Here is a 25,116-nt window from a genome sequence, read left to right as displayed (position 1 = left end):
ACAGTATTAAAGCGGGTAAACAGCTTTATAGCAAGCCCAATTAAGTCACTGAAATTAATGGGTTGACTCTTGTCTCTATCTCGGAATTTGATATTTTTAGCGGTTTGGCATGCCTTTGTGCACCAAGCTGAAAATTTCAGCGATTAGGGTTTTATTATTCGGAGCAGAAAATGAATGAGAATGTCATTCAGGCAATCCTGGTGTTTGCCGCATTTGCAGTGTTCAGCCTGATTATCGACCGTTGCCTGAAACAAGTGGCCGCCCGCTTTGACTCGGCGGCCAGCGAATCGTTTCGCTTGATCTCCAACTCCCAGCGCGTGGTACTGATATTTATCGGCGCTGTCTTGGCCTTATCCAAGTTGGGCTTTGATGTTGGCGCCCTGGTTGCCGGCCTCGGACTCACTGGCTTTGCGCTGGGTTTCGCCCTCAAAGACGCCATCTCCAACCTGATTGCCGGTATTATGATAGTGCTCTATAAGCCGATAAAGCTGGGCAATAAAATCGATATTACCGGCTCCAGGGGGACTGTGGTGGATCTCAATCTGCGTTATATCACGGTGAAGGATGACGGTGTGACACACCTGGTGCCAAACTCTTTGTTCCTAAACAATAAAGTTTCCATTATTGATGAAGATAAGCAATGACGGCGCAGCTTTGGGATAAGGTTGCCAATCAGGTCAATTTCAATCTGGAAATCGATGTGCAGCGCTTCTGCCACTTGGTAAAACCCGACGCCAGAATACTGGACTTTGGATGCGGTTATGGCCGGATAGCCAAGCAGCTGAAACAGTTAGGCTATCCTGAAGTGCTGGGGGTCGATCCCTCAACCGCCATGATAAAGCGCGGCCTCAGTCTGTACCCGGACATCAATTTAATTCAGCTGCCACAACTTCCATTGCCTTTTGCCGATGAAACATTCGATGTAGTGCTGAGCTGCGCCGTTTTAACCTGCATGTCATCTGAAATGGCGCAAAAAGCCGCCATATTGGAGCTAAAACGCGTGCTTAAGCCGGGTGGCTTGTTCCACCTGAGTGAGTTTTGCGCCCCCATTGCGAAACGTTTCACCTCAGGGCTGGGTACTCCTATGTGTTACCACACGCCCATGCAGTTGCAGGAGCTGCTGGAAGACTTTGTCGACCTGAAAGATGAAGTCACAACCTGTAGAACTTTGGCCGGCGATACGGCTCAATGCTATCGAGCCTTTGCCAGAAAACCGCAGCAGCTTTAGCTTAATTACGATAAATAGTCTGGATCAGATGAAAACCAAACTGGGTTTTGACCGGGCCATGCACTTCCAGCACCGGCTTTTTGAACACCACTTGATCGAAGGCCTTAACCATCTGGCCCGGACCAAACTCCCCGAGATCGCCACCGCGTTTTTTTGAAGGGCACTGAGAGTATTGTTTCGCCAGCTTGCCAAAGTCCTCTCCTTTGGCGATCCGGGCCTTGAGTTTTTCCGCCTCTTCACGGGTTTTAACCAAAATGTGTCGGGCACAAGCTCGGGCCATGTTGTTTCTCCTGAGTCATCTTCGTTAGCTAACCATTAGCAGACGATTTTACCATAATCTTGGATCCTCCCCTCATTCGATATTAAACAAGCTGCACTATGTTGACCTTATTTGCCTGGGGCAAGCTTTAGTCAAACCTATGTTAGAGCTTCAAAATAGCTTCTGCCACCGCTCTCTTACTACAAAAGTCCCAATCCCCCGGACTATTGGTGACCCTAACGGCCCGTGCTATAGTGCCCAATGTTTACAACCATTTTGATATAAAACAACAACAAGCAACAACAAACTGTCAACCAAGTGGAGTCGTGCCATGAAGATACTGTCTTACCTCCCTTTAAGCTGTACCCTATTGCTCAGCGCTTGTGGCGGTGGTGGCAATGATAATGGCGGCGACCTTATCCCTCCTGTCGTTACTCCACCTCAGGCCTTGTCTCGCTGTGAGCAACAAAGTGAATTCAACAATCAAACAACAGCATCCGGTCTGGTTTTTAAGTTGCAAAGCCGTTATTTAGCCGGCCAGCAAAGCAGTGTTATTGCCACTATGGGCACGCTCAACAGCCGTAATATGCAGTTCCAATGGCAGCAGTTGTCCGGGCCCGGTGTCGATATGAGCATCAATGACAGCCCAGTGCTGGCGTTTGTACCGCCACAAAGCGGTGATTACCGCTTTCAGTTAAATGTCAGCGGCAATGATCTCAGCCTGCAGGAGACGGTTACCCTGACAGTAGCAGCGGGAAGTGGCCTAAATATCCGCCAGGATCACCAAGTGGTAGAAGGCAATAATGTCAGCGTACGACTGGATAGAGTCAATGGCGCTGCGGCAAACAATATCAACTGGTGTATTGCTGCCGGGCCTGACCTTAATCTGGACTTGTCCAATCTTGAGCGTCCCTTATTTGTCGCCCCCGGGGTTAGCCAGGATACGGGGGTGATCTTGCGAGCCAGCGCCAGTGTCAATGGCGAGATCTTAAGCGATGAAGTCAGCATACTGATAACTGATGAAGCGCAAATTACCTCAGAGTACTTTGATGCGCCAGTTGCCCGCACTCATGCCTACAGGCGAAACTCGCCCTATGCCGATGTACTAAAACGCTGCACTTATTCCAATCAGTTGAGCGCTTGCCAGCTTAGTACCCTGCCCTTGATTGGACAAGTCGGCACCGGCATCAGTGATAAACAAGCGATAATGGACCGGGTACTGGTATCCCACGATTGGATGGGGCGTAATTTTGAAGCCTTTATCGATCAAATGGACACTCATGGTGACTTTGCCACCTTATTGCAATCTGTCACCGCCGTGGTGATAAGCTACGATGTCCGTCCCTCCTTTTATTGGGTGGTTACCGGCGCCATCTATCTGGATCCGGAAGATCTTTGGTTGACGGCAACCGAGCGCGACAGCATCAATGAAGCGCCGGATTACCGTGCCGGTTTCGGTAATGAGCTGCAGTTCCTGATCCCCTGGCGTTATGTCAAAGACAACGATTATGCTTCTGTCTATCGTGATCGCAACCAGCGCAGCAATCGTCCTATCAGTGAGTTGACTACCGATCTTTCCTCGCTGCTATACCACGAGTTGGCTCATGCCAATGACTTTTTCCCGCGCAGTGTTCATTCAAGCCTTGAGGGACCAACTTTGCTGGATGATTATTACCGGCGCACGGCGCAAAAAGCCTTGATATCGGATCAGCTCAGCAGCGCTTATCCGCTTAATAGCACAGAAATGAGAGCCCTGGCCAGCGTAAGCTTTATGGGCGAAACCGCCACAGCGACCCAAAAGGCATACTCGCCCGGGGATGTCAGCGGCTTCTTCTTTGCCGACAGAGCCAATGACTTTTACAACTACAGTACCTCCAGGGAAGATGCCGCCATGCTGTTTGAAGAAGCCATGATGAGTTACCGTCTTGGGGTACAGCGGGATGTGGCTGTCACAGACAAACCCGCAACTGTGACCGCAAACAGCATCAGTGTCGACTGGGGCCAACGGGGACGGATCGGTGCCACCGAACTTAGAAACCGAACAGGTTTGGTGTTGAGCGAGATGATGCCTGAGCTCAATAATCAGCTGCTGCTGGATAGTTTGCCGGCGCCGCTGCAGATGCAACCAGGCTTGAGTTGGGCAGCCAACCTCGGCATATCACCCACACTTATGGCGCCAAAGAGCAATATCCAGCATCAACAACAGCGTGAACAAACTCAAGTGCCGCTGCGTTTGAGTGGCGATCGCCACAGAGCTCCTGTGGGTGTAAACAGACACTGATTGTTATTTTAGTTTGTCATAGTATAAAAAAGCGCTGCTCTAGGGCAGCGCTTTTTTACTATCTTTAGCGACTTAAAGACTAAAGCCGTAGCATCTCTTTGATAAAGGGAATGGTCAACTTACGTTGATGAACCATAGACGCCTTGTCCAGCCTATCCAGTACATCGAACAGGGTACGTAAGTCTCTGGCTAAACGATTAAGCAGAAAGCGGCCTACATCTTCCGGTAACTGTAGGCCACGCATGGCAGCGCGACGTTGCAATGCCACCAACTTTTCTTCATCGGCCATGGGCTGGAGCTGATAATTGAGTCCCCACTGCATCCTTGAGACCAGATCCGGCAAGGCAAAACCGGCATCTATAGGCGCTGCGCTGCCACTGACCACCAGAGCACAATGTTTCTGTTCGGCTACCCGGTTATAGAGATCGAATATCGCCTCTTCCCATAAAGGATGGCCGGCAATCGCATCGACATCATCAATACAAACCAGATCGAGCTGCTCCAACCCTTCAAGTAAAGCGGTGGAGATACTGGCATGAATACCCAAAGGAATATAAAAACTGCTGCGTTCCAACTCATTGGCGTGAGCACAGGCGGCGTGCATCAAATGGGTTCTACCCGATTTTACCGGTCCCCATAAATAAACGGCTCCCTGGCTGTGGCCTTCGGCACAGGCCCTCAGAGTCTGGATAAGTTCATCGTTTCCTGCCGCTGGATAGTAACTGTTAAAAGTCTCATCGTCCGGCAAGTGAACGGGCAGTGAAAGTTGCAAGGGTGAGTTTTGTGTCACTCAGGATCGTTCCCAATCGCGGTCAATCAAAAATGCGGGCGCCAAGTCTAGCATGACTGGCGCCGCGGTTAAAACCTCAACGGCTGTGCCACTGGTAAGGACCTAAGGGCTGGCTCACATTCTCGTTGAATTTTGTGGTCTCGGATGCCTGCGACAATGAGTTAAAACCATCGTAACCCTGGCCGTCGGCGACATCTTGAAAACCGCTCTGGGCCGAAGATAACCGAGGCTCCAAACGCAACAGGTTTTTCAAGTCGTCTTCCGAGCCAAAAAGTTGCACCTTAAAAGTAGCGCTATCACCCTGCAAAGTGCTAAGGCTTGCTTCACGCACCGCGCTGAGTTGATTGAGAAACGCTTCAATTTCCACCAACTGCTTCATCTGGCTGATGCCGGTAAAACGTACCTTGCTCAGCAAACCATCCCCAGAGTCGGCTATGGCGTACCGGGACACAAAGTAATCGGACAGTGACAACATCATCTCGGCCACAGCCTCGTCTTTACTGGCAGCTTGTCCCTGACGATTGAGCAGAGGCTGGCCGAAGGACTGACTGATATCCGTCTTGGGATAAAGTACCAATTGATAGTTAAATTCACTGCCATTTGCCTCAAGTGCGCCCATCGCAAAGAAGTCCGCCTGATAGCGAGTTGAGGCGGTAGCAACAGTATCGGCAAATAAACCGCGCACGTCATTGACATTGATACGCATCAAATCATCAAGATCCATCAAAGGAAACATCAGCGGCACACCACGTTCCATCGAAGCATCGGCAAACGCCTTGCGCTCTTCAGCGCTTGAGTCATCACTTAGGATAACTCTTTCATTGTTGATATCCGTACTGAGCCAAAACAGAGTTAAGGGACGCTGTTTGCCCCATACAGGCAAGCCGGCTTCACGCAACATGTCGACTATCTTCCGGTGTTCGAAATTAGCTTTTAGCTTGAGCCCTTCTTCAGTATCAAGATAACCAAACTGACTGACCAGGGCATCGGCATTGGCAAGTTTGGCTTGGATCTCCGGGCTTTCGAGAGCACTGCGTGAGCCGGAATTTTTTAAAATAACATCTTCCAATGCCTTCTTGAGCCCCTTGCTCTTCTCGGCACTGGATCTGGACCCAACGGCTACAGTAGCTTCATCCAGCTGTTTAACCTCAACAGCCTGAACCAAAGTCGTGGCGCAGAACAGGGAAAGAAAAACAACTGGCTTTACAAATAAATTCAGCATCTTTGCGACGGTAAAAAGTGGTCGGAATGGCAAAAGTGTATCATATATGCCCCACTTGGCGAGCCGGTGGAGATGAAAAACCTGCCTCTTGGTTCATCTCGGGTTCAACTATGGAAATTGTGAAAAATTTGATCTAAAACGGCAAATAGCCCCCCACGCTTTGTGGCCATCTGGTAATATTGGCCGGTTTAACCACAATACGGATAAAAAAATGAAATACCTTGCCCGTCCTCTGCAAGGCGCACAAATGTTATTTGTCGCTTTCGGAGCCCTGGTGCTGATGCCGTTGCTCACCGGCCTCGATACCAGCGTAGCCCTGTTTACCGCCGGATTCGGCACCCTGTTATTCCAACTGATCACCAAACGTCAAATCCCTGTTTTCCTCGCGTCGTCTTTTGCTTTTATTCCACCTGTTATGTATGGCGTCCAAACTTGGGGTATCCCTGCCACCATGGGCGGGTTGATGGCAGCCGGCTGTGTCTACCTAATGCTGGCCTCTGTGGTAAAACTGCGTGGCAGCGGCATTATTATGAGGCTTCTGCCCCCTGTGGTTGTGGGGCCGGTTATCATCATCATAGGTCTCGGCTTGGCACCGGTTGCGGTGAATATGGCGCTTGGTAAAAGTGGAGATGGCAGCCAGGTGCTTGTTGCCCAAGATACCGCGCTATTTGTTTCTCTGGCATCACTCCTGACCACCATAGCCGTGGCCATCTTTGCCAAGGGACTGTTGAGGCTGATGCCGATCCTGGCCGGCATTATAGTCGGTTACAGCTTGAGTCTGTATTACGGCATAGTGGACTTCAATGTTGTACACGAAGCCGCCTGGCTGGCCATGCCTAACTTCGTCGCTCCCGAATTTAACTGGCACGCCATAGCCTTCATGATCCCGGTTGCCATCGCCCCGGCGGTGGAGCACATAGGGGATATTCTGGCTATCTCCAATGTTACCGGTAAAGATTACCTGAAAAAGCCCGGCTTACATCGCACTCTTGCCGGTGACGGTGTTGCCACCATAGCAGCTACCGCTTTTGGCGGCCCACCCAATACCACTTATTCTGAGGTCACAGGCGCAGTAACCCTGACGCGCAACTTTGATCCGAGAATTATGACCTGGACAGCCATTACTGCTATTTTGCTGGCCTTCGTCGGCAAGTTGGGGGCTCTGATGCAGACCATTCCGGTACCTGTAATGGGCGGTATCATGTGTCTGTTGTTCGGCTCTATCGCTGCAGTGGGCCTCAACTCATTGATCAAACACCAGGTGGATCTCAGTGAACCTCGCAACCTTTCTATCGTTGGAGTGACACTGGTATTCGGTATCGGGGGTATGGCTTTCGGTATCGGTTCATTCAGCCTGACCGGCATCAGCCTTTGCGGTATCGTAGCTATATTGATGAACCTGTTGCTGCCAAACAGCAAACCTCACGCGAGCAAAACAGGTAACTCTGTAGCAGATGAAACCTAAGCTGAGTACTGGCTGCGTTAGAACATATTAATTAAAAAACCGATGGCGTTGTCATCGGTTTTTTGACTTATAATCTGTCATTTCCCAATGGGAAGCATAAGAACACATAACGAGCCTCACAGACTCGAATAAAAACCGTCTGGGATGTTCAGAAAACAAAAATCCCCAGGACATACCCGGGGATTTTAGGTCACTGTTTAGAGTTCAGGTTAGGGCTCAAGCCACTATGATAAAGCCAACAAAAGTCAGTGCCGCTGCGATTAAGGCATAAGGCAGTTGAGTGACTGCGTGGCTTACCAGATTACAGCCGGAGCCTTGCGCCGCAAGGACGGTGGAGTCTGAGTAGAAACATGCCTGGCTACCAAAGGATGAAGCTGACAACAAGGCGCCTATCACCAAGGGGATATCGGCACCAACAGATTGCGCCAGCGGCATTACAATAGGAATGGTCACCGCAAAAATACCCCAACTGGAACCTGTGGCAAAGGCCAGAATTGCCATGGCTACAAATACCACTGCCGGCAAGAGCTTAGGTGTCATAAAGGGACTCAGGGAGTCGATGACATACTGAGGCAGCAGCAGTTGATCGCAAACATCCTTGAACACAAAGGCGGCGATAACAGTGCCTATAGCTGGTAGCATGCTCTTGAAGCCATCTATCATCTGATCCATCATTTCGGACAAGGGCATCAAACGCTGTACCGCGTAATATGGCAAGGTAATCACCAAGGTTGCCAACAAGCCTTTCCATACATCGATATCGAAGTAGACGGTAAAGCCAACCAACAGCAAAATAGGTACCAGGAAATTATGTAATTGTCCTTGCTTATCGGCCAGCTCAAACTCCTCTTCCATCGCGCGCACGGCATATTCATCCAAGGTCTGGACTTCATCAAAATTTGTTTGTTCTTTGGCTGGACTACCGGCAGCCGCAGCAAGCTGTGCTTTTTTCATTGGCCCTATGGCCGGGACTATGCCGAGAATCACCAACAACACCATGGCAACTGCCAACCAGGCATAAAACATGTACGGGATTGCCTGCATATAGATTTGGATCCCCTCACCTTCGGCAGCCACTCCGTTGTTGACCAAGAGCCCGCCGAAAAAGACCGCCCAGGTAGATAGCGGCACCAACACGCACACTGGCGCAGCGGTAGAGTCGACCACATAGGCCAGCATCTCACGGGAGATCTTGAATCTGTCGGTGACCCGTTTCATGGTTTCACCGACCGTGAGCGCATTCAGGTAATCATCAATGAAGATAACCAGGCCAAGTACAAAGGTCATTAGCAGGGACGAGCGCGGCCCCTTGGCTAACTTAATTGCCTTGCGGCCAAAGGCCAAGGCACCGCCGGTGCGCACCAATAAGGCAATCAGGGCACCGAAACTGCCACACACCAGGATTAACCAACCTATGGTCTCATCGGCCATCACTTTGAGTGAAATATCGGCGAAGTTATTCAGTACCTGACTGGGATCCAAAAGTAACAGACCACTGACCGCGCCTATGATCAACGCCAAAATGGGACGACGCAGCCAAATGGCCAGCACCAATACAACAATGGGGGGAACAAGACTTAACGCTGTCGGCTCAGACATGCACTTAGGTCCTCAAAAAGATGGCCTTACGGCCCTATAAAGTCATGTGGGGCGTTCAAGACACCGCCAAAACAACTGCTTTATTTACGGCTTTCCGCCAGACGGACAGTAACAACTGGTCGCTTTTGTTGGAGCCTTGCTAAAAACATCGCGCAGAAAATAATGCTCAACTGCATATGAGTCAACCATAATCTGAATCAGTCAGCCCAAATTTTGACCTTGTAGGCAATTGCCAAAAAATTTCTATATGATTCAATAGCTTTTACATGCACATTTTAAGCTCTTTTAGCGTTATTGACATATAAGCATTCAGTTAAACTGCCTTTTTATTTTAAACAATGTCAAATGAGTTTTGTGCTAATCACCAGCACCCTGGCGATTAAGCAGTTTTAAATACTGATATCCAATCAGGTTGTAGTCGCATCATCTTTTAACTGGCATATTTGTTTGACGTGAAAAGATAAAAATTCTGTTAAAAGCAAAAAATATGACTCATCCCCCCTTTCTAAGATGCTTTAAATTAGGTATCGTGCCGAAGGTTAAACTCTTTCATATCAGCCAGTTTCGAGGTAGTAATGCGGCCAATCATCAAATCCAATAAGCTCGACAGTGTTTGTTACGATATTCGAGGACCGGTACATAAAGAAGCACGTCGGTTGGAAGATGAAGGGCACCGTATTCTTAAACTCAATATAGGTAACCCGGCCCCCTTTGGCTTTGAAGCCCCGGAAGAGATAGTTCGTGACGTCATCCTCAACCTGCCATCGGCTCAAGGGTATTGTGAGTCCAAAGGTTTGTTTTCTGCCCGTAAGGCGATAGTGCAGCATTACCAGTCCCAGGGGATCTTCGGTGTCGATATTGAAGATATCTATATAGGTAATGGTGTTTCCGAACTGATAGTGATGGCCATGCAAGGGCTACTCAATACCGATGATGAGGTGTTGGTTCCCTCCCCTGACTATCCACTATGGACCGCGGCGGTTAACCTGGCCGGCGGCAAGGCGCGCCACTATCGCTGCGATGAAGCGGCCGACTGGTTTCCCGATCTTGAGGATATCAAGAGCAAGATTGGCCCAAGAACCCGCGGAATTGTGATTATCAACCCCAACAATCCAACCGGTGCCGTATACAGTCGCGAGCTGTTGCTGGAGATTGTTGAGTTGTGCCGGCAACACTCCATCATACTGTTTGCCGATGAGATTTATGACAAAATTCTTTACGATGGCGCTGTGCATATCCCGGCCTGCAGCTTGTCGGACGATATTCTCACAGTGACGTTTAATGGCCTTTCCAAAGCCTATAGAGCCGCCGGTTTCCGGGTCGGTTGGATGATGCTGTCCGGCAATCTCAAGGCGGCGCGAAGTTATATTGAAGGGCTGGAGATGCTCTCCTCTATGCGCCTTTGTGCCAACGTGCCCAATCAGCACGCGATTCAAACCGCATTAGGTGGTTATCAAAGTATCAATGAGCTTACCGCCATAGATGGCCGCCTGACCCAACAGCGGGATATCTGTTATGAGCTACTCAATCAAATTCCCGGCGTGAGCGTGGTGAAACCCAAGGGTGCCATGTATGCATTCCCTCGCCTCGACAGCAAGCGTTTCGGCCTCAGGGACGATGAGCGCCTGGTGCTGGATCTACTGAAAGATAAGAAAATTCTCTTGGTACAGGGCACTGCCTTTAACTGGTCAGAGCCGGATCACTTACGAGTGGTGTTTCTCCCTCATAAGGAAGACTTACAGCGGGCCCTGCTCGCCTTCGGTGACTTCCTCGAGTACTACCGCCAATAACAAATGCCAGTCGCCCGTCGAGGCGGCTTTTTTATCGCCGCCCGGCACTGACAGCCTTTAACCACTGAGGTAAAGTAAGGGAAACGCGCAAAAACTTAGAGAAGTTGTATGAGTCACCTTTTTGCCCACCTGGCCAGGATGAAGTTAATTCAGCGTTGGCCTTTAATGTATAACGTCCGCCCCGAGAATGTGCAGGAACACTCATTGCAGGTCGCCATGGTGGCCCATGCGCTGGCCATCATCAGTAACCGTAAATTCAATGGTCAGTATTCGCCCGATCGCGCCGCTACCCTGGCCATCTTTCACGATGCCGGCGAAATTCTTACCGGCGATCTGCCCACTCCGGTCAAATACTTCAATGCCGAGATAGAAGCCGAATACAAGAAGATTGAAGCCATAGCCGAAGCCAGGCTGCTGGAGATGGTGCCCGAAGAGTTTCGTGACGACTACCGCTCGCTGTTTATCAGTGATAACGCCGAGCTCAGCCATCGCAAGTTGGTCAAGTCCGCCGATACTCTGTGCGCCTATCTTAAGTGTCTCGAAGAAAAGCGTGCAGGCAACAACGAGTTCAATAGTGCCCGCAAGCGACTCGAAACCATGCTGGATGCCAACCCCGACCCGGCAGTGGCGTATTTTCGCGAGCATTTTATTCCCAGTTTCACCCTGGATCTGGATGAGATCAATCAACTGCTCTAGCAGGAGATATTATGAGCCAAGCCCACTGGCAAGCCAGGCGCGAGCCCAATAACAGTCAGCGCCGCGACGATAATCGCAGTCCCTATCAGAGAGACAGAGCCAGAATTCTGCACTCTGCCGCCTTTCGGCGCTTACAGGCCAAGACTCAGGTACTTGGGGTGGGCATGAACGACTTTTACCGCACCCGCCTGACCCACTCACTGGAAGTCTCGCAAATAGGCACGGGCATAGCCGCCCAGCTGAAGCAGCGCTATCCCGAAATGGCCTTTTTGCTCGATTCCATGAGTCTGCTCGAAGCCCTGTGTCTCGCCCACGATATCGGCCACCCACCCTATGGCCATGGCGGTGAGGTGGCGCTCAACTACATGATGCGTGAGCACGGCGGCTTTGAAGGCAATGGCCAGACCTTCAGAATTCTTACCCGGCTTGAACCCTATACCGAACACTTTGGCATGAACCTAACCCGGCGTACCCTGCTCGGTGTACTCAAATATCCAGCGCCGGTACGTACGCTGAAAGTCGATAGACCCCAGCCGGAACTGAGTCACTATCGTCAGTTAAGGCCGAGCCAATGGCCGCCGGTCAAAGGGGTTTTCGATGATGATGAAGCTATCCTCGATTGGGTGCTTGAGCCGCTGGATAGTAAAGACAAGCAAGGCTTTCTCAGCCACTATAGCCCGGGCGAAGGGCTGCACCATCGCACCCGCTATAAATCATTCGACTGCACCATTATGGAGCTGGCCGATGATATCGCCTATGCGGTGCACGATCTCGAAGATGCCATAGTGATGGGAATTGTCACCTGCTCCAATTGGCATGAGGATATGCGTGCACCGCTGCAAGCCATTGAGGATGAATGGATCCAAAGCCAGCTCGGGAATATTGAGCTCAAGCTGTTTTCCCGCAAACATCACTTGCGTAAGGATGCCATAGGAACCTTGGTAAATGCGCTGGTAACCGCCATCAGAATCGACCAAACTCCGGACTTTGCCGAACCCTTGCTGAGATTCAGTGCCAAGTTGGAGCCGGCCTTTGCCGAGCTATTGGAACTATTGAAGCAGTTTGTACTTAAACATGTGGTACGTAAGCCCGAGATCCAGATGCTGGAGTACAAGGGGCAACAGATAGTGATGGAGCTGTTTGAAGCCTTTGCCTCGGATCCCCTGAGGCTTTTGCCTCACAACACACAATCTCGTTGGCAGCAAGCCAACAACAAGGGCGAAAACAGCCACAGAGTAATAGCAGACTATATCTCGGGAATGACAGATGAGTTTGCCGCCAGGTTACATCAGCAACTGTTTAGCCCAAAGGGCGGTGCCATCATAGACTTGAGCCAGAATTATTGACCACATCAAGCCAATGCCGTTCAGTTAATAATGGGTCGAAAAAATTGATCTTCATTTCACATGAGGGGAATACGATTTACGCAGGCTTTGCCATATCGTTGCGAAGGGGCGAACTCATCAAGGCAGGCCGTATAATAGCTGTTATTTTTTGATGATTTATACCAAGGAGGACATGGCGGTAGTTTTACCATCATGAACCACTACATGATTGATCATGAGCAATCACTCTAGATGGCTGCATAGCCGCTTGATGTTAAAACGTGATTGAAAAAGAGGGTTACCTTTGTTGGGTAGCCATCTAGGGAAATATTCGGAAAGCTAGCTATGGAAATAAAAAAGAGGCCGCAAATTTGCTTGGCCTCTTTTTTAATATGGTACCCGAGGACGGACTTGAACCGTCACGCTGTTACCAGCGAGGGATTTTAAATCCCTTGTGTCTACCGATTCCACCACTCGGGCAAATTGTGCGACAAGGAGCATATCTCATCGTCGCTGAAAGAGTGGAGGCGCGACCCGGAGTCGAACCGAGATCGACGGATTTGCAATCCGCAGCATAGCCATTCTGCCATCGCGCCCCAAGCCGTAAGGCTGGGATTGGAGCGACATATCGGGTTCGAACCGATGACCTGTACCTTGGCAAGGTACCGCTCTACCAACTGAGCTAATGTCGCATCACTTGTTTGCTTCATCTTCCGAGTTGACAATCAACAAAGGTACCGACCTTTTGTTTTATCAACTGAGCTAATGTCGCATACCAGTTCCGCTATCCAAGCGAAAGCCAGAGTCTTATCCCCTGACTGCGGAATGGCATTCTACCGATTTAAGGGCGGGAGTCAATCGGCAAATAAGCATTTTTATATCAAAATGGCTTGAATGCTGGCAATTTACTCAACAGGGGACTATTTCCGGTCAAAATGATTAAAATGCAATCTGATTCAGTAGCTTGTCGACTCCCTTCCCTATCAAATGACATCCTAAAAAACCTTGTACAACGCCTCTCTAAAATCACTTCTCAAACGGTCCGAGGTGAATCCAATAATATTCAGGCTTGGATATAACAAGGCCCGGTACTCAGACCGGGCCTTGGCTATTAAGAGTCGGAATTAATCTTCAGACAATGGCAGAGACAAGTAGTTAAGACCTAACATCTTCTGCATTACACCCACCACCTGGCAGCTATAACCAAACTCATTGTCATACCATACGTAGAGGATGGCGCGCTTGCCATCGGCGATAGTGGCTTGAGAGTCAACCACGCCGGCGTAGCGTGAACCCACCAGATCACAAGAAACGATTTCCGTAGACTCGGTGAAGTCAACCTGGTTTTGCAGCTCTGAATGCAGCGCGATATCACGCAGATACGCGTTCATATCTTCTTTGCTGGTTTCAGCATTCAGGTTCAGACTAATGATGGCCATAGACACATTAGGAGTCGGCACCCGAATCGCATTACCGGTCAGCTTACCGGAAAGCACCGGCAAGGCCTTGGCAACGGCTTTGGCGGCACCGGTTTCGGTGATCACCATATTCAGCGGCGCGCTGCGACCACGACGGTCGGCTTTGTGGTAGTTATCAATCAGGTTTTGGTCATTGGTATACGAGTGGATAGTTTCCACGTGACCATTTTCGATACCGTACTTATCATTAACGGCCTTCAATACAGGCGTAATGGCGTTGGTGGTACAGCTGGCAGCAGAAACAATAACGTCTTCCGGCAGAATATCGCTGTCGTTAACACCAAAGACTATGTTCTTGATACTGCCTTTGGCAGGTGCAGTCAGTAGAACCTTGGATGCACCAGGGCTCTTAAGGTGCAGACCCAAACCGTCTTCATCTTTCCAGATACCTGTGTTATCGACCACCAAGGCATCAGTAATACCATACTTGGTGTAATCCACTTCATCGGGTGAGTTGGCGTAAATCACCTGAATATAAGTACCGTTGGCGATGATGGCGTTGTTCTCTTCATCCACCTCAACCGAACCGTTAAAAGGTCCGTGTACTGAATCACGGCGCAGTAGGCTGGCACGTTTTTCCAGATCGCCCTTACGGCCACCGCGCAGAACGATAGCGCGCAGGCGCAACTTGTTGCTGCGACCGGTTTTTTCGATCAACAGACGGGCCAGCAGACGACCGATACGGCCGAAGCCGTACAGTACGACGTTGCGTGGTTCAACTTCATCTTTGCTTTCAATGGCACTGGCCAGCTCGCGGCTCATATAAGCCTCGATTTCGCTGCCATCGGTATGATTACGCCAGTACTTAACCGCCAGTTTACCTATATCCACTTTGCACTGTTTGACATCCAGTTTGCTCAGGGCTTCTACGAAGGGGAAGCTCTCACGCAGGCGCAGCTTGTCGCCCACATGGCGACGAACCAGACGATGGGCCTTGATAATATCGATAGTGGAGGCGATCAGCAGGGGTTTACCATAAACCACCACTTCTACGCCCTGATTGCGATACAACTTGCCCAACAGGGGCTGCATGGCCTCTGCCAGTTCGAAGCGTTCTTGCCAACTTTGTAGGTGTTTATCAGCGCTCATTTACAGATCCTTTATCTCACTTTTCCACTTAAATTAACGGGAAAGGTTTGAGTAACAAAAAGAAAAGACCAATAATCATATTTATGACAGCTAACCTGCCCCTCTTTGGTCGGCGCTATTGTAATGAAAACTGCAGCTTCAAGCTAGTAGGAGATTTTCGCTAAATCTCTAATTAAATTACAGATTTAACCATGTGGAGCGTATTTTGACGCGTAATCTAGTAATAATTACATCATTTATCCTTATAGCATGGGTTAGTGGCTGTGATAACGGCGGTAACCCCGCCACTATTTGTAAGAATAATCCTGAACTTTGTGACGATTTGCATAAGGATAGCTGGTGCAGGCGGGAAAAAAACAGTCTGATTATTCAGCGCTACCAGGTCAAAACCACCGCTGAACCCTCAGGTGAGCAAATTTATCACTTGCTCACTAAACTGGAAAACTACAACCGCTGTGTGGGACTTGCGTCCGGAGTACAACATATTCTCAATCCAGAGCGCACCAATGACAGAGCCAGAGCCTATGGTTTAAGCGCGCAAAGCCTGTCTGAGCTGCAGGCCTCCACCAAGGGCAGTAATGACATTTATATTGCCTTCTATCACTGGGCACATTTAGGTGACGATGCGGCGCTCAAGGTATTGCTTGAAGCAGAGAAACAGCAACAGATAGATTCATCCGAGATCCTTGCCGGGCTAGCGGGCTATTATCTCAAGTTTGATGCCATCAAAGCGAAACAACTCTATCTTAAAGTGTTTTTAAAAAGTACAGATAAGAACTTCGACCCCGATTGGTTATTGGGGCTGGCGAGTGCTTCCCGGCAGTTGCAGGATATGGAGCAGGCCTATCTGCTTTCAAGAACCAATCTACTGTTGACCGACAACCCGGTCGATGAGGTCCAGCTTCAGGCCATGATAGGCAACAACAGTCAGCTGAGTACTCATTTGGATCAACAGGCAAGTAGTCTGGCGGACGCTCTCAAAAGCGGTGATTACCTTGAGAGTGACTGGCCCAAACGCCTGCAAGGCAATGCGGGGACACAAGTTGCTCCTGAGGTTGGAGCAACACAAGCCGCAAATAGCAAACCCATTGATAGCGACAGTAAGCTTGAGAAAAGCGCCGAAGCGGCCAAACAAAACTGATGATCTATTCTCCGGGCGGCAAATTACTTGCCAGTTTGTAATTTACGCCTGTCGGTCGCACAATTAAAGCATTGTTTCGCGACCGCTGTAATAAAAACACCTAATTTGTTAACGGGATAGCCAGTTACAGCGTGATTTAACTTGACGACCCGCGACATTTTTGTAATTTTACTACCAATTACTGTTTTTACATTCACCAGAGGGATATGAGATGACTATCCGCGTAGCAATTAACGGTTATGGCCGTATCGGACGCAATGTTCTGCGTGCTCTATACGAGAGCGAGAAAGACTATCCTATTCAAATCGTTGCCATCAACGATCTCGGAGACGCTTCCATCAACGCTCACCTGACCAAATATGACTCTGTTCACGGCCGCTTCAACGCCAAAGTAGAACACGACGATGAAGCTATTTATGTCAATGGCGACAAGATCCCGACCTTCCAGGAACGCGATCCATCCAAACTGCCATGGGCCGAGCTGCAGGTAGATGTGGTTTTCGAATGTACCGGTATCTTCACTTCCAAAGAAGCGGTACAACCACACCTGGATGCCGGCGCCAAGAAGGTTATCATCTCAGCTCCCGGTAAGAATGTTGATGCCACCGTGGTATACGGGGTTAACAACCAGGAAATCACCAAAGAGATGACTGTTATCTCCAATGCTTCCTGTACCACTAACTGTCTGGCACCAGTGGCCAAGCCATTGAACGATGCCATCGGCATTGAATCCGGCCTGATGACCACGATTCACGCCTACACCAATGACCAGCGTCTGTCTGATGTGTATCACAGCGATATGCGTCGTGCCCGCGCGGCGGCTTTGTCGATGATCCCAACCAAAACAGGTGCTGCTGCGGCTGTTGGTTTGGTTGTACCTGAGCTTCAGGGCAAGTTTGACGGTCTGGCAGTTCGGGTTCCGACTGTCAACGTGTCTCTGGTTGACCTGTCCTTTATCGCTTCCCGCGACACCACAGTGGAAGAAGTTAACGCCATTATAGAAGCGGCAGCCAAGACTTCCCCCATGAACGAAGTGCTGGCGGTTAATAAGGAGCCTCTGGTTTCCATCGACTTCAACCACAACGCCTTCTCATCCAACTTCGACGCCACCCAGACTCGCGTCAAGGGACGCCTGGTGAAAGTCATGGCCTGGTACGACAACGAGTGGGGGTTCAGCAACCGTATGCTGGACAACGCCGTTGCCTTGATGACAGCCAAGTAATATAAGTTCAAAGCCGAACGCCTGCCTAGTGCAGGCGTTTTTTATGCCAGTTGTACTAGCTTTGTCTTGCCACAGACTAGGTCTTTATTTCTCAAACTTCCATAGCCCGTTTTATCCGTCTGTCAGCAGTGCTTCTCCCGATATCCCCCTGCTGTCTCATTGCTCTTTCAATATTTGATGTAAAGCAGCGGATTTCCATTTTAGACAAGCGCCATCAAACACATTTCACTTCCGGAAAATAAAGTCCCTACTTAGACTCAGGTTAAAAGCCATTTCAATTATTGTGTTTGAAAGCCAATTCGGCCATTGCGCCGGTTAGCGCCTTGCCTTTAGCGGAGCCTCACTATGGACAATCAATTTCTTAGTCTTATTACCGATCCCCTGCTTGACCCCAAGCAAAAGACCCTGGCGCTGGCCGGTGCCGCCGATGCCAGTATTCCCTATCTGCCTCGCAGTGAAGCACTGACCCAAGCCATGGATAAAGGCATTATTTGCGATATGTTTGAGGGCCATGCCCCGTTCAAACCCAGATATGTTTTGCCCGATTACCAACGTTTTCTCGAGCAAGGCTCCGAGTATCTGGAGTTGACACCGGCCGAAGATCTGGATGATGCCCTGATGAAGCTGATGGTGCTGTATCACCATGTGCCGTCAGTCACCAATATCCCGGTTTTTCTCGGCTATCTCGATAGTTTATTGTTGCCTTACTGCCAGGACGTCAGTGATGAAGCCCTATATCAGAAACTGAAACGCTTCTGGATCCAGTTGGATCGCACCCTGCCGGACGCCTTTATGCATGCCAATATAGGCCCAGAGGACAACCGTGTCTGCCGCACTATTTTACGCATTGATGCCGAGCTCAAGCAGGTGGCTCCCAATCTAACCTTTATGTATGACCCCAGGCGCACGCCCAAAGCGCTGCTGCGATTGGCGACAGACAATATCATTGCCTGCAGCAAACCTCATATCGGCAACTGGCCGATACATGCCCAAACCTTTGCCTGTGCTCCCGGTGAGGCGCCAAATCAAACGTTCGGCATTGTCAGCTGTTATAACGCGCTCCCCACCCGAGGCGGTGCCAATACGCTGGTCAGACTTAACCTCAAAGCCGTCGCCGAAGAAGCCGGTACCCTGGAGGAAATGCTCGAGCGCACCCTGCCCCATTACTGCAACCTGATGTATGAACTGATTGAGCTACGTTGTGAGTTTTTACACCATAGATCCCATTTCTTCGACTCCTTCCTGGTAAAAGAAGGACTCATTGACGAATCCCGCTTTGCACCCATGTTCGGCGTTTATGCCATGGCCGAAGCCGTCAATCATCTGCAACAGCTGGCAGGTATGAGTGGCGAATATGGTCACAACGAGCAGGCCAATGCACTCGGTTTAGCCATTACCCGCGCGCTCAGTGACAGAGTGACCACTACCCAAGTCAGTTTTGGCTTTAATGGCCGCGCCTTACTTCATGCCCAGGGGGGCCTTTCCATCGACAAAGGCACCACTCCGGGAGTCAGAATAGCCTACGGCCACGAGCCGGACCCTGTCACTCATGTGTTGGCGCTGGCGCCGCAACACGCTTTCTATCCTTCCGGGATCAGCGAGATCCTGACCCTGGATGAAACCATCAAGGCCAATCCTGAAGCCCTGCTTGAGCTGTGTATTGGCGCCCTGGATGCCGGCTTTCGTGAATTTACCGCCAATACCGCCGATACCGATCTGGTGCGCATCACAGGTTATATGGTGAAAAAGTCGCAGATCGCCAGTTACCGCCAACAAGGCTCACGTACCAACACCACCTTTCTGGGCACAGAAGCCAGTGAAACCACGGCCGTGACCCAAAGGGCACCGCGGGTAGTGAGCGCAGAGTTCCATGCCGCCGACAAGTCCCAGGTGTAAGGACGCAAGCTATGAAGAGTGCAGCCCCGGGAATAGGAATATTTGATAGCCCGTCTAATCATTCTGAGCTTAATCGCGATGAGCTGAATGGGCGTAAGTCGAATTGCCGTGAGTTAAATAGCGGCGACACTGGCACTTCGGTATTGGCTATAAGTTCCGAGGTTGCCAGTGCCGACGTCGCCAGAGTGTTGCCCTTCTCGACCGTTGATGGCCCGGGCAATCGCATGGTGTTTTTCCTTCAGGGTTGCAACTTTCGCTGCCCCGGTTGCCATAATCCGGAAACCATCACTCTGTGTGACGCCTGCCAGGAGTGTATTACGCACTGCCCGGCAGGTGCCTTGAGCCTAAAATCAGCTGCGGCTGACATTCAAGCAGTTTCAAATAGCAAGGCATCTCTCAGGCTTGCCTGGGATAGTACAAGCTGCATCGGCTGCAACACCTGTCTCGATGTTTGCCCTTCGAGCAGCCAGCCCAAAACCCAACGCCTGTCAGTCGAAACAGCATTGACACTGATTAAAAGGCAGAAAGCTTTTATCCGCGGTATCACCTTGAGTGGCGGAGAGGCCAGCTTGCAACTGAAATTTGTCAGCGCCTTGTTCAAAGCCATCAAACAAAGCCCAGAGCTCAAACACCTGACTTGCCTTTTGGATACCAATGGTAGCCTGGGAGCAAGTGGTTGGCAGCGTCTGATCCCTTGGCTTGATGGCGCTATGGTTGACCTGAAAGCCTGGGATGAGCCGGCTCACCGACGACTGACAGGCCGTGGCAATATCAAGGTCAAGCAGAGCCTGCAACTGCTGGCCGAAGTAGGAAAACTGGCGGAAATCAGGCTACTGGAAGTCCCCGGAAAAAGTGATTATTGGCAGCACTTTGACGCTCTGGCGTTGTTTTTGCTCGACTTGCAACGCCGGCAAGCGCTGAAGGGGGAGCCGATGCGGCTGCGCCTAAACGGTTACAATCATCATGGTGTCAAAGGCGAGGCCTTGCGCTGGCCCAAGGCGAGCCAACAGCAGATTGATGACCTGGCCAAGGCGCTCAGCCGCGCCGGTATAGCCAATATCAGTCTGCCACCGGTTAACCTTGGCTGATGGACTGCTTAAAGCCACTGAGGAGGGTTGCTTTTAGCCATTGTAGCGCCGGATCTCGGCTACCACTTTGATGATGCACCATGCTATAGCCCACCTTGCCATAGGCAAAGGGCAATGGCTTAACTACCATGCCGCTTGCCTGCGCCGCCATTGAAGCCCACAGAGCCGAGCAGGTAAACAACAAGTCCGAGTGGCGGCAGATACTGGCGGCGGCGCCGAAGTCGGCGACTTCCAGCGCCAGCTCCCGCCTGCGGCTCAATTGTGCCAATGACTGCTCGAAAAAGGGTTGCTGCAGATCGGCGTCCAAAATGCCCACATGGGCAAAGCTCAGATAGGCATCCAGTGTCAACTTTTTTGTTGCCAGCGGGTGCCCGGCTCGCATCAGGCAACACATCTCGTCCTCTGCCAAACGCTCCCAAATCAGTTCGTTGCGGCCAGTTGGCGGCTGTCCCAAGTCGTGTGGCAGAACCAGCAAGTCCACCCGTCCTTCACACAGGGACTGAAAACCCGTGCTCTCTTTGGCATGCACTGCCAGTTTCATTCCCGGCGCCTGCTGTTGCACGCTGGCTATAGCGCCCGCAAGCAGTTCGAAGCTACTTTCTCTCAGCGCCAAATTCATCCGCCCTTGAAATCCTTCCGGGCGAAAGCCCTCTTCGGTAAACAGGTTGTCCATCTCTCTGAGCATGGCGCTGATAACCGGCCCGAGTCGTTTGGCCTTGGCAGTCGGCAACAGCTGATTACCCTGACGGTAGAAGAGCTCATCATCGAGGCAATCCCTGAGCTGGGAGAGTATTTTGCTGACCGCCGAAGGGCTCAAACACAGACGCGTGGCCGCCTGGGTGACGCTTTGCTCTTCCAGCAGCTGTCTGAGCACCAGAAGATGACGGAAATTAATGCGGGATAAGCGGACGATATCACTCATTCTGGCTGTGTTTAACCTTGACTGGATTTAACCTTGACTGAATAAGCCAAGGCTAAACCAAAACTGAATCAAGTTCTGCAATCAGGCTCTCATTCAGCCAAGCGCTTGCTAAAGCGCTGTCAGAGAATACGCCGCAGCAGAAAGTCGGCCTTGAGCCTGCGAATACGATTCATGATTTTTTTTACCGGCTTGGGGTAACTCTGCAAGGTATCTATCTGGCTGTAATGATACAAACGCTGGCTGTGCAGCAGCAGATGTTGCTGCTCTTTGGCAAAAGACTCGGCCAGCTCTTGTTTGTCATCATGCAGCAGTAAACCATTTTCCAGATCCAGGGCCCAGGCCCGCGGATTGAGATTGCTGCCGGTGAGCAGATGTTTGCGACCATCCATGCTCACCCCTTTGAGGTGATAACTGTTGTTGTCATGCTTCCACAGATGGATATTGAGTAGTCCTTGATCAACCGCCCACTGCTGGCGTTTGACAAACTTGCGCAGCGACTGCTCATAGAGGTACGGCAATGCACCTATGGTGGAAAAATCCTGATCCGGCGGAATATAGAAGTCATTGGCCGTCTTGTCACCCACCAAAATATCCAGACGCTTGCCGTTACGCAGATGTTTAACCAACGCCCGCACCAAAGCATAGGGCGGGTTAAAATAGGGAGTGCAGATAAAAAGCGATTCCTTGGACTCCTCAACCATGGCGAGTACCGCCTTGTTGAGCGGATTGCGCTTGCGTCCAAGCCCCAAAAGCGGCGTGACCCGCAATCCCTCTTCAACGCCCTTGAATTGATAGCTTGCCGCCGACAATCGCTGCTTAAAGCTTCTGACATCAATTTTTTCCGGCAGCACTTCCTCTTCTTCCGGACAGCTCAGGCAACTGACCGCTTTGTCGCTTAAAATAGCACTGTCAATCATCTCTCGCATGCTGGCAGCCAGCTCGGCCGATTCCAGCAAGTGATAGCGATCGAAACGGTATCTGTCTTTCTGCTGCAGGTAGATATTATTGAGGCTGGCGCCGCTGTATATCACGGCATCATCGACAATAAAGCCCTTGAGGTGCAGTACTCCCATAAACTCACGGGATTTCACCGGTACGCCATAGATGTTGAAACGCTGCTGCGCTTGCGCCATCACCTGACGGTACATCAGGTTGTTGCCGCCATCGCCCTTGTGGCCGATAAGGCCGCGGCGGGCACGGTGAAAATCTACCAACACTTTGATTTCGAGTTCGGGTCTGGCTGCCTTGGCCGCCAGCAGTTCGGCAAGTATTTCGCGTCCGGCCTCATCGTCTTCCAGATAGAGTGCCGCAATATAGATGGCCTCTTTGGCGCTACGGATCCGCTCAATCAAGGTCTGTTTGAAGTTACTTGGGGTCAGCAGCCAGTGCAATGCATCCGGCGCTATGGCAATTCCACCCAGCTTATCCAGCAAGGTATCCTCCTGTCACTGTATGTTCCGGCAATCCACTCGCTCCTTGTGTTTCCCGGCAAAATGTCCTTCCCCTGTGATGGCGTAATCGATAAAGATCCACGGCGGGGCGAATAAGGCAATAGAAATTACCCACTTGTCTTCTATCGGGCAAGCCTTTTCTAGTCAACAGCCGCTATTGGTTCACGATTTCGGCGCAATTTGTATCAAAAGAGGCTATGAGGACACCGCGCCAAGAGTAAAACCGACCCAGATCACGCTTTTGTGATGGCAGCCCTGTTATCACAGCATTAGCCTTATACACTAATATGCCCTTAATCCCTCACTCACTTAACTCAAACCTGGACGGCAATGAACAAACAATTCTGGTTGACGCTTATCGGTACCCTGCTCGCGGCCTGGGCCTTGTTTCACTTCAAAACCTATCTCGGCCCTTTGGTACTGCCGCTGTTTATCGGTTTGGTATTGATAGTCACACTTAAACTCTATGCACTGATGGACAAGGACGACAGCTAAGGCTCTGCAGGTTATACTCTCGAAAGCATTCACGGAACCGGAGGCTTTTTTATGCCACAGTTGTCCCTGCAGGGCTTGGCACGTCCACTGTTGTTATTGAGCGCCATGGCGCTGTCTTCCCCTTTGAAGGCCGATAATACCTCCCTTGATGATCTTTTGACTCTGATCACTCCGGCCTCATCACAAACTGCCGTCTGGATAGAAGATCTGCAAAGCGGCGAGCAACTGCTGAGCCACAACAGTGAAACCCTGATGATCCCGGCCAGTACTCAAAAACTGCTGACCGCGGTAACGGCCACTGAGCTGCTGGGAGAGGAGTTTCGTTATCACACCAGCATTCTCAGTACCAATTCGCCCAAAAATGGCGTACTTCAAGGCGATCTCTATCTACTGTTCAGTGGCGATCCTACCTTAAAGCGCCAGGATCTGATGGAACTGTTCAAGCGTGTCACCGAAGCGGGTATCAATCAGGTACAGGGCAACCTTATCTTGATAGGAGAAACCCATGAGCAGCTTAGAGCACCCGGTTGGGTATGGGATGACTTGGGGATCTGTTACGCAGCCCCCGTCTCCAGCTATGTGATTAACCAAAACTGTGTCCATGGCAAACTCGAACCCACACTCGCCTCGGACAAAGCCAAAATTTCAGCGCCGGTTTATCTGCCGGTCAAGCTGACCACCAACGCCATTTTCGACAAAGGTCACAAGCAGGGCTTTTGCGAACTGCAACTGGACCGATTACCCGGCAACCACTTTCATTTCAGTGGCTGTTTCCCGGGCGCTCAGGTATTACCGTTGGCGCTGGCGGTCAACGACCCCGGCCAATATGCCATCGACAGCGTCGCCGGCATTATCAAGGGTAAACTCAGTATCAAAGGCAAGATACTGACCTCCAATCAGCTGCCGGCCAGCTCCAGGGTGGTAGCCAGTCATGCCTCGGATGCCCTGCCCGAGCTGTTGGAAATCATGTTACTGGAATCTGACAACCTGATTGCCGACAGCCTACTTAAACAGCTGGGGAAACACTATTATGGTGATGGCGCCAGTTTCAGTGCCGGCGCCAAAGCCATCAGGGAAGTGCTGGCAGAAAAAGGTGTAGTGCTGGAAAGAGCCCAGTTGATAGATGGCTCCGGACTGTCACGCTATAACCTGCTCAATGCCAGGCAGTTGGCGCAGTTGCTGCGATTAATTGCCGATACCCCGGATTACCAATGGTTGATGCACAAGCTACCGGTTTCCGGCCACAGCGGCACCTTAAAGTACCGCAAGCGCTATGCCAACAAGCCGCTCAAGGGCAGAGTCTGGGCCAAAACCGGCAGTATGCAGGGTGTGGTGAATCTGGCCGGTTATGTTACCGATGGCAGTGACAAGCAAGTGCCCAGATACCTGTTTGTAGTGCTGGAAAATGGTTTGAGCCCCCAGAGCAAGGAGCTTGAAGCCGCGCCCTTTGCCACACTTTTGCTGCAGGGGCTGACAGATTTTCGCACAAACAGCCGCGCAGAAGGCCAACTGGCGGCAAAAGGGCAAGACAAACCCAAAGCTGCACAACAGGAAAAAGCCCAGGCCGAGCTGAATGTCAGCGCCCGTTAGTAGAGCAACGTCAAAGCTTGTACTTAGATAAAACGCCAACAAAGCCATGAGAAAAGAGCCGCTTATAGCGGCTCTTTCGATTCAGCTTG

Annotated in this window: 20 protein-coding genes and 3 tRNA genes; 13 read left to right on the top strand and 10 right to left on the bottom strand. The window is 50.8% G+C overall.

The genetic code is table 11. The features are described 5' to 3' along the window. Window positions 1-170 precede the first annotated feature (170 nt). Both ACMHXH_RS02095 and ACMHXH_RS02090 read left to right on the top strand, forming a co-directional pair. Window positions 171-644, top strand: a complete 474-nt coding sequence (locus tag ACMHXH_RS02095; protein ID WP_052247916.1) for a mechanosensitive ion channel family protein — start codon at window positions 171-173, stop codon at window positions 642-644. Further along, window positions 641-1,228 carry a class I SAM-dependent methyltransferase gene (locus ACMHXH_RS02090; protein WP_071475540.1) on the top strand — a complete coding sequence of 196 codons (588 nt, stop codon included), beginning with the start codon at window positions 641-643 and terminating at the stop codon, window positions 1,226-1,228. Before ACMHXH_RS02095 ends, ACMHXH_RS02090 begins: the two co-directional genes overlap by 4 nt. Window position 1,229: 1 nt before the next feature. Here the strand turns inward: ACMHXH_RS02090 and ACMHXH_RS02085 are convergent, their stop codons facing one another. Then, the gene (locus tag ACMHXH_RS02085) at window positions 1,230-1,508 is read right to left on the bottom strand and encodes a peptidylprolyl isomerase (protein WP_025010268.1); all 279 of its coding nucleotides are present in this window, start codon (window positions 1,506-1,508) and stop codon (window positions 1,230-1,232) included. A 310-nt stretch (window positions 1,509-1,818) separates the two neighbouring features. Between ACMHXH_RS02085 and ACMHXH_RS02080 the strand changes: the two genes are divergently transcribed. Further along, on the top strand, window positions 1,819-3,768 hold the full coding sequence (locus ACMHXH_RS02080; RefSeq protein ID WP_071475539.1) for a PKD domain-containing protein: 1,950 nt from the start codon (window positions 1,819-1,821) through the stop codon (window positions 3,766-3,768). A gap of 79 nt (window positions 3,769-3,847) precedes the next feature. Here the strand turns inward: ACMHXH_RS02080 and hda are convergent, their stop codons facing one another. Both hda and ACMHXH_RS02070 read right to left on the bottom strand, forming a co-directional pair. Next, the gene (gene hda, locus ACMHXH_RS02075; RefSeq protein WP_039032924.1) at window positions 3,848-4,558 is read right to left on the bottom strand and encodes a DnaA inactivator Hda; all 711 of its coding nucleotides are present in this window, start codon (window positions 4,556-4,558) and stop codon (window positions 3,848-3,850) included. Between the two features lie 76 nt (window positions 4,559-4,634). Next, window positions 4,635-5,780 (bottom strand): DUF2066 domain-containing protein, encoded by a 1,146-nt coding sequence (locus ACMHXH_RS02070; protein WP_413737549.1) that lies wholly within the window; start codon window positions 5,778-5,780, stop codon window positions 4,635-4,637. A 211-nt stretch (window positions 5,781-5,991) separates the two neighbouring features. On the opposite strand from ACMHXH_RS02070, the gene ACMHXH_RS02065 reads away from it, so the two are divergent. After that, the gene (locus ACMHXH_RS02065) at window positions 5,992-7,245 is read left to right on the top strand and encodes a uracil-xanthine permease family protein (protein WP_039032923.1); all 1,254 of its coding nucleotides are present in this window, start codon (window positions 5,992-5,994) and stop codon (window positions 7,243-7,245) included. 216 nt (window positions 7,246-7,461) lie between these two features. Here ACMHXH_RS02065 and ACMHXH_RS02060 read toward each other — a convergent pair whose 3' ends face one another. Continuing rightward, window positions 7,462-8,844, bottom strand: coding sequence for a Na+/H+ antiporter NhaC family protein (locus ACMHXH_RS02060; protein ID WP_071475537.1), 1,383 nt, complete (start codon window positions 8,842-8,844; stop codon window positions 7,462-7,464). 575 nt (window positions 8,845-9,419) lie between these two features. Between ACMHXH_RS02060 and ACMHXH_RS02055 the strand changes: the two genes are divergently transcribed. The 3 genes from ACMHXH_RS02055 to ACMHXH_RS02045 all read left to right on the top strand — a co-directional run bounded on the left by ACMHXH_RS02055 (window position 9,420) and on the right by ACMHXH_RS02045 (window position 12,676). Beyond that, on the top strand, window positions 9,420-10,634 hold the full coding sequence (locus ACMHXH_RS02055; RefSeq protein ID WP_039032921.1) for a pyridoxal phosphate-dependent aminotransferase: 1,215 nt from the start codon (window positions 9,420-9,422) through the stop codon (window positions 10,632-10,634). Window positions 10,635-10,742: 108 nt separating this feature from the next. Further along, complete coding sequence (gene yfbR, locus ACMHXH_RS02050; RefSeq protein ID WP_039032920.1) at window positions 10,743-11,330, top strand: 5'-deoxynucleotidase; 588 nt, start codon at window positions 10,743-10,745, stop codon at window positions 11,328-11,330. 11 nt (window positions 11,331-11,341) lie between these two features. Next, window positions 11,342-12,676 carry an anti-phage deoxyguanosine triphosphatase gene (locus tag ACMHXH_RS02045; protein ID WP_071475536.1) on the top strand — a complete coding sequence of 445 codons (1,335 nt, stop codon included), beginning with the start codon at window positions 11,342-11,344 and terminating at the stop codon, window positions 12,674-12,676. A gap of 372 nt (window positions 12,677-13,048) precedes the next feature. On the opposite strand, the gene ACMHXH_RS02040 is transcribed toward ACMHXH_RS02045, so the two are convergent. The 4 genes from ACMHXH_RS02040 to ACMHXH_RS02025 form a co-directional block, all read right to left on the bottom strand. After that, window positions 13,049-13,135 (bottom strand) — tRNA-Leu (locus tag ACMHXH_RS02040). Between the two features lie 42 nt (window positions 13,136-13,177). Then, window positions 13,178-13,251, bottom strand: a tRNA-Cys gene (locus ACMHXH_RS02035). A 20-nt stretch (window positions 13,252-13,271) separates the two neighbouring features. Continuing rightward, window positions 13,272-13,347 (bottom strand) — tRNA-Gly (locus ACMHXH_RS02030). A 432-nt stretch (window positions 13,348-13,779) separates the two neighbouring features. Further along, a complete protein-coding gene (locus ACMHXH_RS02025; RefSeq protein ID WP_039032918.1) occupies window positions 13,780-15,222 on the bottom strand; it encodes a glyceraldehyde-3-phosphate dehydrogenase in 1,443 nt (480 codons plus the stop codon). Window positions 15,223-15,415: 193 nt separating this feature from the next. Here ACMHXH_RS02025 and ACMHXH_RS02020 point away from each other — a divergent pair, with 193 nt between their 5' ends. From ACMHXH_RS02020 to ACMHXH_RS02005, 4 genes are all read left to right on the top strand, one after another. Then, window positions 15,416-16,363, top strand: a complete 948-nt coding sequence (locus ACMHXH_RS02020; RefSeq protein WP_335908516.1) for a DUF2989 domain-containing protein — start codon at window positions 15,416-15,418, stop codon at window positions 16,361-16,363. A gap of 211 nt (window positions 16,364-16,574) precedes the next feature. Next, entirely contained in the window at window positions 16,575-17,585 is a 1,011-nt protein-coding gene (gene gap / locus ACMHXH_RS02015) for a type I glyceraldehyde-3-phosphate dehydrogenase (protein WP_025010313.1), read from the top strand. Between the two features lie 345 nt (window positions 17,586-17,930). Then, window positions 17,931-19,481: a YjjI family glycine radical enzyme gene (locus tag ACMHXH_RS02010; RefSeq protein ID WP_071476676.1), complete on the top strand. Its 1,551-nt coding sequence runs from the start codon at window positions 17,931-17,933 to the stop codon at window positions 19,479-19,481. Between the two features lie 11 nt (window positions 19,482-19,492). Further along, window positions 19,493-20,569 (top strand): YjjW family glycine radical enzyme activase, encoded by a 1,077-nt coding sequence (locus ACMHXH_RS02005; RefSeq protein WP_083399833.1) that lies wholly within the window; start codon window positions 19,493-19,495, stop codon window positions 20,567-20,569. Here ACMHXH_RS02005 and ACMHXH_RS02000 read toward each other — a convergent pair. Both ACMHXH_RS02000 and pssA read right to left on the bottom strand, forming a co-directional pair. Further along, window positions 20,556-21,491 carry a LysR family transcriptional regulator gene (locus ACMHXH_RS02000; protein WP_071476677.1) on the bottom strand — a complete coding sequence of 312 codons (936 nt, stop codon included), beginning with the start codon at window positions 21,489-21,491 and terminating at the stop codon, window positions 20,556-20,558. The two genes, ACMHXH_RS02005 and ACMHXH_RS02000, sit on opposite strands and share 14 nt — an antisense overlap. 119 nt (window positions 21,492-21,610) lie before the next feature. After that, on the bottom strand, window positions 21,611-22,924 hold the full coding sequence (gene pssA / locus ACMHXH_RS01995) for a CDP-diacylglycerol--serine O-phosphatidyltransferase (RefSeq protein ID WP_144361510.1): 1,314 nt from the start codon (window positions 22,922-22,924) through the stop codon (window positions 21,611-21,613). A gap of 348 nt (window positions 22,925-23,272) precedes the next feature. On the opposite strand from pssA, the gene ACMHXH_RS01990 reads away from it, so the two are divergent. Continuing rightward, window positions 23,273-23,437 carry a hypothetical protein gene (locus tag ACMHXH_RS01990; protein ID WP_100143596.1) on the top strand — a complete coding sequence of 55 codons (165 nt, stop codon included), beginning with the start codon at window positions 23,273-23,275 and terminating at the stop codon, window positions 23,435-23,437. A 51-nt stretch (window positions 23,438-23,488) separates the two neighbouring features. After that, window positions 23,489-25,027, top strand: coding sequence for a D-alanyl-D-alanine carboxypeptidase/D-alanyl-D-alanine-endopeptidase (gene dacB, locus ACMHXH_RS01985; protein WP_071476679.1), 1,539 nt, complete (start codon window positions 23,489-23,491; stop codon window positions 25,025-25,027). Window positions 25,028-25,116 lie beyond the last annotated feature (89 nt).

The sequence above is a fragment of the Shewanella sp. BJSY2023SW001 genome (assembly GCF_047314685.1).
Lineage (GTDB): Bacteria > Pseudomonadota > Gammaproteobacteria > Enterobacterales > Shewanellaceae > Shewanella > Shewanella indica.
The sequence above is the reverse complement of the archived record's forward strand: the minus strand, read 5'-3'. Positions and strand labels throughout refer to the sequence as shown.